We start from the raw sequence: 13,286 nt of genomic DNA on the forward strand, positions 1-13,286 counted from the left end.
GGCGTCAATTGATGCGAGTTCCCACTTTGTAGTAAAGCAAGAAGAGGGAGAATAAATTCTAAACTCTGCCAATTTTAGATTTTGGATTGAAGGAAAATCTAAAATCTAAAATCTAAAATCTAAAATTGAATGACTCCTAACTCCTGCTTTCTGGGGGTACAAAAACAGCTATAGCTTTAGGTATAACCCGAAAATGGGCAGGTGTGTAGGTAGTGATTTCACCATCTGTATTGATAGGGCGAGGTTTGCGAGTATGTACCTCTATTTCTTGACCTTGAAGGGAGCGTACACTCTGCCAATGTATATGTCGCCCTCGTCGCATTGCGGGTAGTAATAGTATAACCTGCCACCAGTGTTCAATCTCCAAGCTATAAAGGTCTAGTCTTTGATCGTCTATTGTGGCATCGTCAGCCACTGCCATACCACCACCGTAATAACGGCCGTTACCGACAGCAATTTGCACTGTTTTGACGCGAACCAATTCACCGTTAATCGCAATCTCTGCTGTAAAAGGTCTGGCTTCCAAAAGCACTTGCAATGCAGTGGCAGCATAAGCAAATACTCCCCAACGGCGCTTAACTTCTTTGGTAAGTCGTTGGGTAATTTTTACACTCAATCCCATACTGGCAACGTTAAAAAAGTGCTTGCCATTCACACAACCCAAGTCGATGCGCTGTAAATGTCCATCTCCAATAATTTTGCAAGCTTCGTTAAGGGAATTTGGGATTCCCAAAGTTCTCGCTAGATCGTTGGCAGTTCCCAGAGGCAAGATTCCCAAAGGTAACTGAGTTTCAATTAAAGCATCTACGGCAGCATTTAGAGTACCATCTCCTCCGCCAATAATTATTAAGTCAACTTGATACTTGTAGCGAAGTATAACTTCAGCAAGATGTTGGGGATCTTCTGTAGACTCCTCAATTAAATCAAACTCAAGTGTTTTTAGATATTGAATCGCTTCCGACAGACCCTTCTGCCCTTGGCGAGCATGACGATTTACTAACAGCAGTGCGCGGGAACTCATGGGTGGTACCTTTTGTTGTTGATATGTCCAATTATCCGCATCTATATCTTCTGCTTGATGTTTACTATAAAAAAGTGTTTAGGCTGTTATGAAAATTATCAACAATTCATTTTCCTAATACTTATTATATTGTGACTACTAATTTTTAATTTTTCTTTTTCTTTTTCTTTAGTTTAGCTCTACTATCTCTCAGTGTGTTTATCTTCAATGAATATAATTATTACTCCCTATCTAAATGAATTTTAGGTGTTTTTATTTATAAAATAGCGAGTTGTTCAAATATTATTATGCCAAACACAAGGAATATTTTTCATTAATCTAGATACATATACAGCAGAATTCAGAATGGGCTACGCCCCGCTGCACTAACAGAACTCAGGAGTAAAACACACTTTATGTCTGGATAACAGACTTAGCTTGTGTACCTCAGCATTACAATTATTTAATTTTTGGTTGAGAAAGCAATTGTATCTGTCAACTTATGCTGTGACAGATTGAAAATTGTCTATGTTAAAGCGATCGCACCTTGGAAACGGCTTTTTCGGGTAAATCCCTATCTTGATTTGGAATTTTGCTTTTATGAATTTTTCGGGTCGGTGTCGCCACCAATAATTGCTTGAAACACGTCTCCTAGCAAAAATAAAAACGCTGCAACTAATACTACAATCATTAAACTCGCAAGGGCTGCAAAGGGAGAGATAATAAACAAGATTAAAAGCGCAAACATCAAAATCTTTAGTAATGTCTTATTCATCTTTTTTGATATTGAATAATATGTCTACTCTCTACAAATAATCGAGAAATCAACAATCTGTCACCTGCCCTCTGTTAGATTTAATCTGTGCGCGCTTACTTTTGTGGTCAAGGCGTTTTCTTTGAGAACTGCGAGTTGGTTTAGTGGGTTTGCGTTTGATTGTCACGACAACTGCGCTTTGAATGAGTTCTTGAAGTCGTTTCAAGGCTGACTCGCGATTGTTCTCTTGGCTTCGGTGTTCCTGGGCTTTAATTACAACTACTCCTTCTTGGTTAATGCGTCGATCGTTGAGCTTTAAAAGCTGTTGTTTATAATAATCGGGTAATGATGAAGCCGCAATATCGAAGCGCAAGTGGATCGCGGTGGAAACCTTATTTACATTTTGTCCTCCTGCTCCTTGCGAGCGAATCGCAGTAATTTCAATCTCAGTCTGTGGGATAATAACATTGTTGGAAATTTGCAGCATTACTCACAAGAAAAAAAAGAAACTTGTAACTTTGGGATAAATTTTATTTACTCGGTTTGTTCGGTTAAATCTATCATTACATCTGGGTCTTCATTGTTGTTCAAATTCACCTCTAAAGTCTGTCCTTGGATTGTCACTTTATCGCCCGGTACTAGTCGCCGTCCTCGTCGAGTTTCCAGCATCCCGTTGACTTGAACATCGCCACCTTGAATCATCAGCTTGGCTTGGCCTCCAGTTGGCACTATACCCATCAACTTTAAAAATTGATTTAACTTAATTGTGTTGTCTCTAACTTTCTTCATGGTAAATAAATCTACACGATCTTAATTGTATCGTTACCTTCTCAAGCTAAAGCGTAAATCTGTTACAACAGATAATCAGCTAAGTACAGTATTTCATTAATTCGTAGCAAATTTAATTTGGCAATACCCTGCAATGTCAATACGTTGGCAAACAATGCCATTGCGTCGGCAAACAATGCCATTGCGTCGGCAAACAATGCCATTGCGTTGGCGAACAATGCCATTGCGTTGGCGAACAATGCCATTGCGTCGGCGAACAATGCCATTGCGTCGCCCTGCGTTTAACAACGTTATGCTTTTACGCAAAAGTTTGCTGAGAAATGTGAATTTACAGCAGTTTTCATTTAATTGAACTGTATATGTTGTAAAAGCACAGCAATGGTGTACCTCTAGTGTGAGGTGTATTTACCTGAAAATTGCTAATTTTATTACTTGGCTGTGGTGGAGCGGCGCCAAATAGCTCGTCGTAGATATCGCTCTAACAAAAACTGTAATACCAGTTATTATCTATAATGTTGATCGACAAAACTGCCAGATATGGGCTAAAAACTAGTCTGGAAGGTTCTTTTAGTGTGTTCAGGGGACTGGATCTATGATTAAGCTTGGTTTATTGGTACAGTCCCAGAATAACTCTTTGGGTATCGGAAAAGTTACGGAAATATCTGATACCAATGCAAACGTTGAGTATTTCTGCTCTATAGGCCAACGTCTCCAAAAAACTTTACCTTTAAGTTCGCTCTCTGAAGTCAAGCTGGAACCCCAGGCTCGATGCTATATTAAGTCCCAAACTCAGGATAAGTGGATAGTGGGCAGAGTTTTTATCTGGGATGATGATACAGAAATGTATCAAATTGATTTACCAGATAAGAAAACTGCGATCGCATCTGTTGAAGATATTTACGTTCGTTGTAATCTACCAAATACAGACCCCATCCAAACTCTGGCGATGAAGGGTCACGAAACGCCCTATTTCCACGACAAAAGATTGGCTTTCGTGAAATCCTTGATTCAGCAACGCGCTGTGAGTCGCGGGATGACGGGACTGATTTCGGCAAATATTAATCTTTATCCTCACCAAGTTGAAGTAGTCAGGCGGGTACTGGAAGACCCAATTCAACGCTACTTGCTAGCAGATGAGGTGGGACTCGGAAAAACCATCGAAGCGGGTGCGATTCTTCGTCAATTCCTCCTCGATGAGCCGAAAAAAGGTGCGGTGGTATTAGTTCCGCAATATTTGCTCAAACAATGGCGGACTGAGTTAGAAAACAAGTTTTACATCTCCCATTTTGGCAAACGGGTAGCGGTGCTGGCGGTTGAAGATATTCATAAAATCAACCTGAAAGCAAGGATAGGCTGCTTAATTTTAGATGAAGCTCATCACATCGCCGCAATGGCAACCTCTAAGGATGCAACAGCGCGCCAGCGTTTTCAGACTTGCAAAGAACTTGCTCATAAAAGCGATCGCTTACTTTTATTATCTGCCACTCCGGTTCTCAATCACGAGCAGGATTTTCTGGCCATGTTGCACTTGCTCGACCCAACAACCTATAAAATTGGTGATTTAGAAGGTTTTCGCGCCAAAGTTGCAAGCCGTCAGCAAATTGGTAAACTTCTGCTTTCTTTTAAAGAAGGTGCAGCACCAGAGGTTCTCAAAAGCAACTTGCAGCAATTGCGAAACCTCTTGGCTGAAGATAAGTATTTACTGAAGCTGGCGGATGATTTAGAAAATTGTTTACAAGCAAATTCTACTGAGCAAATCGTCCAAGCGATTCGCGTCCATGTCAGCGATATCTATCGACTACACCGCCGAATGCTTCGCAACCGTCGCGCTGCCGTGGAAGACGTGATATTTGACCGCAACTTTACGCCCAAAGAAGAGTATGATTTAGACGAGCGATCGCTTGATATCCACGAACTCCTCAATCAATGGCGGAGTGTTGCTCCTGAAGACAAGCAATATCAGCGAATTTTTCTGCTGTTATTTCTCGCTGCTGGTACTTGGTTAGGCATTTTAGAGCAGGTAATTACGGCGCGTTTAACTGCGAAACCTCATGCTAAACTCATCCAGGAGTTTAAAGAAGATGATGTTCGCCTATTAACTACAACCCCCAAATTCTCAGGGGAAGAAGAGATTCTCCAATCCTTACTAAAAATTATTCGTCAACCTCAAGAGGACGGACAACGGACGGAAAATTTAAAAACAGTGCTGCTGAATCAGCTAGGTACTTATTTCAAAATTCCCGCAAACGTTCGGAAGAATCAAAAGGAATTCATCACGAGAATACAGCAGAGAATTAAAAGACCAATTACTGGCGATATTCTGCCCAAATTTATTGTATTTACCAGTTTTGTGCAAACTTGTGGCGAAATTGTCCGTTATTTATCTGATACCTTTGGTGCAGAGACAGTAGCCAGCCATCAATTTGGAGAATCACCAGACAAGGTTGAAGAAGGCTTAAATCGGTTCAAGAATAACCCAAACTGCTTTATTTTAGTATGCGATCGCTCTGGAGAAGAAGGGCGTAACCTCCAGTTTGCCGATTGGTTAATTCATTTTGACCTTCCTTGGTCGCCTAATCAATTAGAGCAGAGAATTGGCAGACTTGACCGCATTGGCAGCAAAATTGGCATCCAATCTAGTGCCTTGATTGGCCCCTACTTGGAAGATAGCCCTCACAATGCTTGGTATAAAGTATTAAAAGATGGGTTTGGTATTTTCCAACAATCAATTGCCAGTCTCCAGTTTTATGTCGATGAGAAACTTACAGAATTAGAAACAGTTTTGTTTCAATCAGGTGCGGCTGGATTGTTAGAGATGGTTTCACCAATTCAAGAGCAAATTGAAGCGGAAATAGCCAAAATTAGCGAACAAAATGCTCTAGATGAAATTGATGCAAACGATGAAATTGCTACCGAGTATTTTCAAGAGCTAGATAATTACGATGCTCGTCATCTAGAAATGAAACGAGCAATTGAAGGCTGGATTTGCGACGCGCTGGGATTCAGAGGACTCAATAACCCCGATTCATCAGAGATGCGACGTTATCAACCGACAACGCGTACCTTGGTTCCGATAAATGAGTTACAAAACCGTTTTGCTGAGAGTTCCCTAGACCAATTTGGTACTTATAATCGCAGAGTAGCAAACCAGAATGCTGGTGTTAAACTCTTTCGAGTTGGCGAAGGATTTGTTGAAGCACTCTTGAACTATATCAACTGGGATGACCGAGGTGAAGCCTTTGCTCTCTGGCGCACTGATGCATCTTGGGATGCGAAAGAAGGGAAAGAGTGGTTCGGTTTCCAGTGCAATTATGTAGTCGAGGCAAATTTAAGAATTGCCAAACAAGTTTTACTAGATAACAAACTAGATAATTCTCAATTCAAAAACTTGCAGCGACGTGTTGATGCTCTATTTCCACCAATTATAGAAACTATCTATGTTGATGGTCGCAAGGAGCCAATACGTGCTGTTGAGGATAAAGCTCTTTTAAGTATTCTGCAACGTCCATATAAAGATAAAAACAATAATCAAGGACGAGATTACAACCTAGCAAAAGAGCGCTTAGGAATTATTGACGATTTTGTTGATCCTAGTAAATGGCAAAATTTTTGCTATGAAATGCGTAATGCTTCTTCAGAATTACTTTCCAATCGTCCCGATTTTATTGATTTATGTCAAAGTTGTGCTAAAATCGCCGAAAAGAAATTAGCCAATCGAGTAGAACAATTAGGTCTACGTTTAAATCAGCAAAGTTGGGATAATGCATTAGCTGAAGAATTGAAGATAGAAAATGCTTTAAATGCAGCCATTCTAGAGGGAATTCGCCAGCCGCTTCTGAGGCTTGATTCTGTAGGTTTTATTGTTGTATCGGGGCGATCGCTTGTGCAATTTGAGTGATATTATGTGCGATTAAACAGCTTTGGTAATCCTATGTGATTTCCAAAGATTGAGAGCTTAAAATCCCCGACTTATTTAAAAAGTCGGGGATATTTTTATTCTGGTGTTATTGATGACATTGCTGTAAAAATGCAAAACTTGCTTTAGAAAAAGTTAGGCGATCGCAGCTTCAGCGACAGCCGCAACTTTGCTAAACTGATTTACTGGACGAGGTAAACCAAGATTTTCGCGCAAGGTTCGTGCTTCATACTCTGTACGGAACAGACCGCGACGTTGCAATTCAGGAATTACCAAGTCTACAAACTCATCCAATCCTCCGGGCAACCAAGGTGGCATGATGTTGAATCCATCCGCCCCGCCATTGACAAACCAATCTTCTAGCTGATCGGCAATTTGTTCTGGTGTGCCTAAAATCTGACGATGCCCACGCGCTCCAGCTATCCATAAATACAGTTGGCGAATCGTTAAATTCTCTCTCTTCGCTAGGTCAGTCAGAAGTAGCTGACGGCTTTTGCCACCGTTAGTCTCTGGTAAATCGGGCAACGGCCCGTCCAATGGATAGCCAGATAGGTCAAATCCACCGATCATTGAGCCAAGCAAATTTAAGCCAACTACCGGATCGATCAACTCCTGAATTTGATCGAATCTGTCCTTAGCTTCTTGCTCGGTTTTGCCGATAACTGGGAATACACCTGGCATGATCTTGAGATGGTCAGGTGAGCGCCCGTATTGAGCCAGTCTCCCCTTCACATCTGCATAGAATGCCTGGGCTTCTGCCAAGGTCTGCTGGGCAGTGAAAATTACCTCCGCCGTTTGTGCAGCGAGATCCTTACCGTCTTCGGAAGACCCAGCTTGAATGATTACCGGATAGCCCTGGATGGGACGCGCCACATTTAGCGGGCCGCGTACTGAAAAATGTTCACCTTTGTGGTTGGGAACGTGCAATTTATTTGGATCGAAGTAAATACCCGACTCCTTATCATGTAAAAAGGCATCGTCCTCCCAACTATCCCAGAGCTTGGTGACGACATCCACAAACTCTTTGGCACGCTGATAACGTAGGGTATGTTCCATGTGCTTTTCCCGATTGAAGTTCAGCGCTTCAGCTTCAGTAGCAGAAGTTACGAGATTCCAACCGGCACGACCGCCACTGAGATAATCCAGTGATGCAAACTTGCGGGCGAGGTGATATGGCTCGTTGTATGTAGTCGATACTGTCGCCGTCAAACCAATGTTTTCCGTCACCACAGATAAAGCCGACAACAGGGTGAGAGGTTCAAAGTGGACAAGTTTGCCATTCCGGCTCAAAAGGTCGGCGCTTTGATTGCGATCGCGCACAGCCACGCCGTCTGCAAAGAAGATCATGTCAAATTTGCCGCGTTCTGCCGTCTGTGCCAGCCTTTTATAATGCTGAAAGTTCAAACCAGCGTCAGCTTGCGCTTCGGGGTGTCGCCATGACGCTACGTGATGGCCAGTGCTGGGCAAGAATGCACCTAGTCTAAGTTGAGGTTTTTTTGTACTCATGCTTTTTTCTGTTTGGTAAGAAAGTGTTTTTAAACGCAAAGGCACGCAAAGTAAGCGCAGAGTAACGCAGAGTTTTGCCGAATTTATGCAATGTTGTACTAAGGTGTTATGAGTTAAATCACGCTAGTTTTTTGAATTTTGAATTGCTTACACAGGTTGGGGTTTGAGTAAATCTGTTTTGGTAACAAATTCACTGAATGTACTTGCAACCTGCTGCGGTAATGCGATCGCTGGAGTTTGCACTGGTAAGCGAGGAAACAGTAATTCCGCAACTCGATAAGCTTCTTCGAGATGGGGATAACCTGAAAAAACGAAGGTATCAATTCCTAAATCGGCATATTCCAGCATCCGCGCTGCAACTGTGTCTGGATCTCCCACTAAGGCAGTCCCAGCACCTCCACGCACTAAGCCAACACCTGCCCATAAGTTGGGGCTAATTTCTAAGTTTTTGCGATTACCTTTATGCAGTTGAGCCATACGGCGTTGTCCTTCTGATTCAGACTGAGCAAACCGCTGATGTGCAGCTGCTATGGTTTCATCATCGACATACTGAATCAGTTCATTGGCAGCATCCCAAGCTTTTTGCGTAGTTTCGCGGACTATAACGTGCATCCGAATCCCAAACCGGACTGTTCTACCTTGTTCTGCTGCTAATCGACGTACCTTGGCAATCTTTTCGGCAACTCGATCTGGTGGTTCACCCCAAGTTAAATACACATCAATGTGTTTGGCAGCAACTTGGAGCGCCGCATCTGAAGAACCGCCAAAATATAAGGTGGGATAAGGCTTTTGTACAGGAGGAAATTGGAGTTTTGCGCCTTGAACTTTCAGATGGCGACCACTATAGGTTACTTCTTCACCTTGCATGAGCGATCGCCAAATTGTCAAAAACTCATCTGTAAGTTCATAACGCTGATCATGATCTAAGAAAATCCCATCTTTAGCAAGTTCTTTTGTGTCGCCGCCAGTGACAACATTCAGAATAATTCGACCGTTAGAAATCTGGTCAAAAGTAGCAGCCATCCTCACTGCTAATGAAGGCGACATAATTGCCGGACGAAAGGCTACAAGAAACCGCAAGCGTTCCGTAACTGAAATTAATGAAGTAGCGACAATCCAAGTATCTTGTTTTTGTCCAGTACCAATCAACATCCCGCCATAGCCCAATTTATCAACAGCTTGGGCGATTTGCTGCATATAGGGATAAGTGGCTGGTCGCCTGCCGATTGTAGTACCTAAATAACGCTCATCTCCCTGTGTCGGCAAATACCAAAAAACTTCCATTTTCTCATCTCCTGGCGCTATTTCTGGCTAATGGTTTCCGGTGTTATAGCTGCATATTGTTCGCTAGTCAGCATTGCTTCCTTAATATTGATGGGTTTAGGAATCACTTTTTCTTTGGCAAACAAATCTGCAATTTTCTGTTGTTTTTCCATAATTTCAGGCGTAATTGGTCTTATACCGTAAGTTCGCCTTTCAACCATTGTTGTTAAAATATCTTCATCAATTTTGAGATGAGGAATAGTCAGTTTTACAACTTCTGCTCGATTTTTTTCAGCCCATTGACCTGTGTTATCTATCTCCTCAAGAACTAATCGCACTAATTTCGGGTTTTCTGTGGCAAATTTTCGCGCCGCCATGTAATATCCGCCCTGAGTAGAAATGCCACTAGCATCTCTCAAAACACGAGCATTTGCTTTTTTTTGGGCCACGGCTAAATAAGGGTCCCAAGTTACCCAAGCATCTATTTTGCCTTGAATAAAAGCATCACGAGCTTCTGAAGGAGGGAGGCTAATAGCTTGAATATCACTATATTTCAAACCAGCCTCTTCTAAAGCTTTTATTAATAAGTAATGGGAAGCAGAACCCTTTTGAAATACTACTTTTTTGCCTCTGAGATCGGCTAAAGTCCGAATCGGTGAATTCTTTTGAACGATAATTCCGCTTCCTTTGCCAGTACTGGGTTTATTACTAGCAACATAAACTAAAGATGTGCCAGCCGCTTGGGCAAATATCGGGGGAGTCTCGCCTACAGAGCCAATATCAACCCTACCCACATTCATCGCTTCCATCAGTTGTGGCCCGGCGGCAAATTGCGCCCATTCCACGGAAATACCTAAAGGCTTGAGACGTTTTTCAATCAATCCTTTAAGTCTGAAAATATCTCCAGAACTTTGATATCCCATTCGGACAACTTTGGTTTTTAACCCAGTGGTTTGATTTGCTGAATTTGGGGTTTGGACTGAGCAACTGATTAAGGTTGTTGAGATTGTTAATAATCCAGGTAAAAGGAATAGTGAAAAACGTTGGAAAATCTTAACTTGTGGCTGTTTGAAGGCAGGAATCATGGACGTGATACTTTGTTTTTTTATTTGCTTTTGGACTTATTTGGCTAATATTTGCCTATCTTCAGTCGTAAAGGCGCACAGATCATTGGTGTCAACTTAACGTGAAAGCCAGCCTAGAAAAAGCTTTTAGATATTGTCTCGTTCCCAGTCTCAGACTGGGAATGCTGTCTTAGAGGCTCCCGCCTCCCTTGCTGGCGGCAGAGCCGCTTTTAAGTTGCATTTCCAGCCCAGAGGCTGGAAACGAGATTTGACAAAGCTTTTAGCTTAAGTTGACACCAATGCGCACATCTGTGCGCCTCTAGTGTTGTATTACTCGTAATCTAAAGATTTAGACTTTTTGAAGCTGAAGGTTCTTTTGGAACAGTTCTTGAACATTTTTCCAAGCATCGGCTGCAGCTTCGGCATTGTAGCTGGCGCGATGATTGCAGAAAAAGCCATGTCCTGCACCGGGATAACGGAAGATGGCATGAGTAATCTGATTTTTCTTCAATTCAGCCTCAATCTGTTCTGTATGTTCTAAGGGGATTCCCTGGTCATCAAGACCAAAGAAGGCGTAAATGGGGCCTTTAATCTCTGAAGTGCGGGTGATGGTTGGTTCTCCACCGCCGGGAGTTGAGTTGGGAATCCCGCCACCATAGAAGGAAGCTGTAACTTTAATATCTGGTAAGGTGGCAGCTAGATAAACGACATGACCACCAAAGCAGAAACCAATAGAGCCGATCGCATCTCCTTGCACATTTGGTAAGGTTCTTAAATAAGCGATCGCAGCTTTAATATCACTCAATATTTCATCGGCTGTTGTCTGCTCTTTATACCCTCTCCCTTGCTGGATATCTTCAGGAGTGTATCCACCCTCAAAACCGGGGGCGGTGCGTTGAAATAAAGTCGGTGCGATCGCCACATACCCCTCTTTGGCAAATTTCTCAGCAACTTCCCGAATGTGAATATTAACCCCAAAAATTTCCTGAATCACAATCACGGCTGGGAAGGTTCCCTTTTTTGCTGGTTCAGCTAAGTAAGCATCAATTTGCAAATCTCCGTTAGGGACTTTAACTTGAGCAGTGCGAATTTCTGTGTTTGTCATCTTAGAATTAGCCTGTAATTGCTTTCAGGACGCGATGTTTTATGGTAATTTTTGTACAATACTACTTAAAATGTATCAATTTGCCGTAGTTTAAGAGTAGTATTTCACAAACAATGTGCAAAGGCAAGTCCTTTGATTTAGAGATGTAGATGAATATAAGACCATATCAACAATCTGATGCTGAATTAGTCAGTGCTTTGTGGAATGAGGTGTTTCCTAATAACCCATCGCACAGCAGCCCAAAATTGGAAATCAGTCAGAAGCTTGCTGTACAGCCTGAGTTGTTTTTCGTTACTGAGATTAACTCTGTAATTGTGGGCACTATCATGGCAGGATATGACGGGTATCGCGGTTGGCTATACACAGTTGCAGTCAGTCCTCAGTATCAACGGCAGGGTATTGGTAGCAAGCTAGTGCAGCACGCAGAGAAGGTATTAATAGCGATGGGATGCCTCAAAATTAATCTCCAAGTTCGTGTCTCCAACGCAGAAGTAGTTGAGTTTTATAGAAAACTTGGCTATCTCATTGAAGAACGCATCAGTATGGGAAAGCTTGTCGCATAGATGTTTGGTGAGTTGGAACAGAAAAACTTTAGAAATACGCCAGTATTACGGCAAAAGGTGATTGTAGCATTACCAAATTTAACCCAAATTAGGAGAAAAATTTATGAAGCTTAATGCAGTTCATCATATTCAAGTAACCTATCCTTTTGAAGTCGAGGAAGCAATGCTATCTTTCTACAGCGAAGTTTTGGGACTGACTGAAATTGCCAGACCTGATGTCGTTAAAAATGATTCAGGAGCGTGGTACAAATTGGGAGATATTCAACTGCACGTTAGTAGAGAGAAAAACGCCAATAACCAAGCATCTAGACGGCATTTTTGTTTCCAAGTCGATAACTTGAACGCTTTTGAAGAACACCTAAAAGAGCATGGAATAGAAATTATTCCCGATCAACGACCACTTCCAGAATGCGTACGGTTTTTCCTCCGAGATCCCGGTGGGAATCGTATAGAGATTGCAGAGTTCGTTAAGAGTACTTTTGCACAGCGACAAACAATCGATTTTGTAGCCTGAAACCCTTACTGTGGAAACAATCGACACCAGTCAACGTTCGCGCAGCGTCTCGTAGAGAAGTTATGACGTTTTCAAGGTTTTGGCGAGTGGTGTCGATGAGTTCAATATATTTAGAAAAAGAGCATAGCATTTTACCTATGCTTGTCAAGATTTTGTCAATCTGACTCCTGTTAGCGCAGCGGGGCGTAGCCCATTCTGATTTCTGAATTCTTTGTCAAATCAACAATTTTCTCCTGATGTTTCACACGCACCAATACTTACCCAGGTGCTAGAACCGTCTTGCCAATGTTCTTTTTTCCATATAGGGGCATTGTGTTTGAGGGTATCAATAGCATATTGGCAAGCTTCAAACGCCTCACTTCGATGAGGAGAACCCACAGCTACTAAAACGCTGATTTCCCCAACTTGCAAACGTCCAACGCGATGATAAATCGCGACTCGATTCACATCAGACATAGATAAGCGAATATCCGCAGCAATTTGATAAAATATCCGCAATGCCATCGGTTCATAAGCTTGATACTCTAAAGCAATCACAGGTTTACCATCGGTTTGATTGCGAACCATACCACTCATCACAACCACAGCACCATTAGCTGGATCGTCAGATTTGGTGTAGATTTCTTCCAGAGACAATGGTGCAAAGGTAATGGCAAAACTATCTTCGGCTCTTGGTTTAACAGCAGAGGTAAGTGTGGTTGTCATAACTGCGTTGATATTATATAGGTTTTTTCTATTGTCTCTGAAAAAAGCATTACTAGTCTATGTTGAGTGGCTAAGATGGATGGAGCAACTACCATTCGCACATTGCA

Annotated in this window: 14 protein-coding genes; 4 read left to right on the forward strand and 10 right to left on the reverse strand. The window is 42.2% G+C overall.

Going from position 1 to position 13,286, the window contains the following annotated elements; genetic code table 11:
• Positions 1 to 136 precede the first annotated feature (136 nt).
• The 5 genes from HWQ43_RS10975 to HWQ43_RS10995 form a co-directional block, all read right to left on the reverse strand.
• The gene (locus HWQ43_RS10975; RefSeq protein ID WP_292732947.1) at positions 137 to 1,021 is read right to left on the reverse strand and encodes a lipid kinase; all 885 of its coding nucleotides are present in this window, start codon (positions 1,019 to 1,021) and stop codon (positions 137 to 139) included.
• Positions 1,022 to 1,598: 577 nt separating this feature from the next.
• Positions 1,599 to 1,775: a hypothetical protein gene (locus HWQ43_RS10980; RefSeq protein WP_292732949.1), complete on the reverse strand. Its 177-nt coding sequence runs from the start codon at positions 1,773 to 1,775 to the stop codon at positions 1,599 to 1,601.
• A 49-nt stretch (positions 1,776 to 1,824) separates the two neighbouring features.
• Positions 1,825 to 2,241, reverse strand: coding sequence for an alternative ribosome rescue aminoacyl-tRNA hydrolase ArfB (arfB, locus tag HWQ43_RS10985; protein WP_292732951.1), 417 nt, complete (start codon positions 2,239 to 2,241; stop codon positions 1,825 to 1,827).
• Between the two features lie 47 nt (positions 2,242 to 2,288).
• Complete coding sequence (locus tag HWQ43_RS10990) at positions 2,289 to 2,543, reverse strand: RNA-binding S4 domain-containing protein (protein WP_292732953.1); 255 nt, start codon at positions 2,541 to 2,543, stop codon at positions 2,289 to 2,291.
• Positions 2,544 to 2,605: 62 nt separating this feature from the next.
• The gene (locus HWQ43_RS10995; protein ID WP_292732955.1) at positions 2,606 to 2,809 is read right to left on the reverse strand and encodes a hypothetical protein; all 204 of its coding nucleotides are present in this window, start codon (positions 2,807 to 2,809) and stop codon (positions 2,606 to 2,608) included.
• Between the two features lie 326 nt (positions 2,810 to 3,135).
• On the opposite strand from HWQ43_RS10995, the gene dpdE reads away from it, so the two are divergent.
• A complete protein-coding gene (gene dpdE / locus HWQ43_RS11000) occupies positions 3,136 to 6,441 on the forward strand; it encodes a protein DpdE (protein ID WP_292732957.1) in 3,306 nt (1,101 codons plus the stop codon).
• Positions 6,442 to 6,594: 153 nt separating this feature from the next.
• Here the strand turns inward: dpdE and HWQ43_RS11005 are convergent, their stop codons facing one another.
• The 3 genes from HWQ43_RS11005 to HWQ43_RS11015 form a co-directional block, all read right to left on the reverse strand.
• On the reverse strand, positions 6,595 to 7,965 hold the full coding sequence (locus tag HWQ43_RS11005) for an LLM class flavin-dependent oxidoreductase (protein ID WP_292732959.1): 1,371 nt from the start codon (positions 7,963 to 7,965) through the stop codon (positions 6,595 to 6,597).
• 147 nt (positions 7,966 to 8,112) lie between these two features.
• On the reverse strand, positions 8,113 to 9,249 hold the full coding sequence (gene ssuD / locus HWQ43_RS11010) for an FMNH2-dependent alkanesulfonate monooxygenase (RefSeq protein WP_292732961.1): 1,137 nt from the start codon (positions 9,247 to 9,249) through the stop codon (positions 8,113 to 8,115).
• Between the two features lie 17 nt (positions 9,250 to 9,266).
• The gene (locus HWQ43_RS11015) at positions 9,267 to 10,313 is read right to left on the reverse strand and encodes a sulfonate ABC transporter substrate-binding protein (protein ID WP_292732963.1); all 1,047 of its coding nucleotides are present in this window, start codon (positions 10,311 to 10,313) and stop codon (positions 9,267 to 9,269) included.
• 133 nt (positions 10,314 to 10,446) lie between these two features.
• Here HWQ43_RS11015 and HWQ43_RS11020 point away from each other — a divergent pair, with 133 nt between their 5' ends.
• Positions 10,447 to 10,581 carry a hypothetical protein gene (locus HWQ43_RS11020; protein WP_292732965.1) on the forward strand — a complete coding sequence of 45 codons (135 nt, stop codon included), beginning with the start codon at positions 10,447 to 10,449 and terminating at the stop codon, positions 10,579 to 10,581.
• Positions 10,582 to 10,641: 60 nt separating this feature from the next.
• On the opposite strand, the gene HWQ43_RS11025 is transcribed toward HWQ43_RS11020, so the two are convergent.
• The gene (locus HWQ43_RS11025; protein ID WP_292732967.1) at positions 10,642 to 11,397 is read right to left on the reverse strand and encodes a dienelactone hydrolase family protein; all 756 of its coding nucleotides are present in this window, start codon (positions 11,395 to 11,397) and stop codon (positions 10,642 to 10,644) included.
• 149 nt (positions 11,398 to 11,546) lie between these two features.
• On the opposite strand from HWQ43_RS11025, the gene HWQ43_RS11030 reads away from it, so the two are divergent.
• Positions 11,547 to 11,960, forward strand: a complete 414-nt coding sequence (locus tag HWQ43_RS11030; protein ID WP_292732969.1) for a GNAT family acetyltransferase — start codon at positions 11,547 to 11,549, stop codon at positions 11,958 to 11,960.
• Positions 11,961 to 12,063: 103 nt separating this feature from the next.
• Positions 12,064 to 12,474, forward strand: coding sequence for a VOC family protein (locus HWQ43_RS11035; RefSeq protein WP_292732970.1), 411 nt, complete (start codon positions 12,064 to 12,066; stop codon positions 12,472 to 12,474).
• Between the two features lie 219 nt (positions 12,475 to 12,693).
• Here HWQ43_RS11035 and HWQ43_RS11040 read toward each other — a convergent pair whose 3' ends face one another.
• Positions 12,694 to 13,179, reverse strand: coding sequence for a molybdenum cofactor biosynthesis protein MoaE (locus HWQ43_RS11040; protein ID WP_292732972.1), 486 nt, complete (start codon positions 13,177 to 13,179; stop codon positions 12,694 to 12,696).
• Positions 13,180 to 13,286 lie beyond the last annotated feature (107 nt).

The organism is Nostoc sp. JL31 (assembly GCF_017114965.1).
GTDB lineage: Bacteria > Cyanobacteriota > Cyanobacteriia > Cyanobacteriales > Nostocaceae > Nostoc > Nostoc punctiforme_A.

Excerpts from the sequence above, each read along its gene's own strand:
- HWQ43_RS11030 (WP_292732969.1), top strand. The coding sequence starts at position 11,547 with ATGAATATAAGACCATATCAACAATCTGATGCTGAATTAGTCAGTGCT.
- HWQ43_RS11040 (WP_292732972.1), bottom strand. The coding sequence starts at position 13,179 with ATGACAACCACACTTACCTCTGCTGTTAAACCAAGAGCCGAAGATAGT.
- HWQ43_RS11005 (WP_292732959.1), bottom strand. The coding sequence starts at position 7,965 with ATGAGTACAAAAAAACCTCAACTTAGACTAGGTGCATTCTTGCCCAGC.
- arfB (WP_292732951.1), bottom strand. The coding sequence starts at position 2,241 with ATGCTGCAAATTTCCAACAATGTTATTATCCCACAGACTGAGATTGAA.
- HWQ43_RS10975 (WP_292732947.1), bottom strand. The coding sequence starts at position 1,021 with ATGAGTTCCCGCGCACTGCTGTTAGTAAATCGTCATGCTCGCCAAGGG.
- dpdE (WP_292732957.1), top strand. The coding sequence starts at position 3,136 with ATGATTAAGCTTGGTTTATTGGTACAGTCCCAGAATAACTCTTTGGGT.
- HWQ43_RS11025 (WP_292732967.1), bottom strand. The coding sequence starts at position 11,397 with ATGACAAACACAGAAATTCGCACTGCTCAAGTTAAAGTCCCTAACGGA.
- HWQ43_RS10995 (WP_292732955.1), bottom strand. The coding sequence starts at position 2,809 with ATGGCATTGTTCGCCGACGCAATGGCATTGTTCGCCAACGCAATGGCA.
- HWQ43_RS10990 (WP_292732953.1), bottom strand. The coding sequence starts at position 2,543 with ATGAAGAAAGTTAGAGACAACACAATTAAGTTAAATCAATTTTTAAAG.
- HWQ43_RS11035 (WP_292732970.1), top strand. The coding sequence starts at position 12,064 with ATGAAGCTTAATGCAGTTCATCATATTCAAGTAACCTATCCTTTTGAA.
- HWQ43_RS11015 (WP_292732963.1), bottom strand. The coding sequence starts at position 10,313 with ATGATTCCTGCCTTCAAACAGCCACAAGTTAAGATTTTCCAACGTTTT.
- HWQ43_RS10980 (WP_292732949.1), bottom strand. The coding sequence starts at position 1,775 with ATGAATAAGACATTACTAAAGATTTTGATGTTTGCGCTTTTAATCTTG.
- ssuD (WP_292732961.1), bottom strand. The coding sequence starts at position 9,249 with ATGGAAGTTTTTTGGTATTTGCCGACACAGGGAGATGAGCGTTATTTA.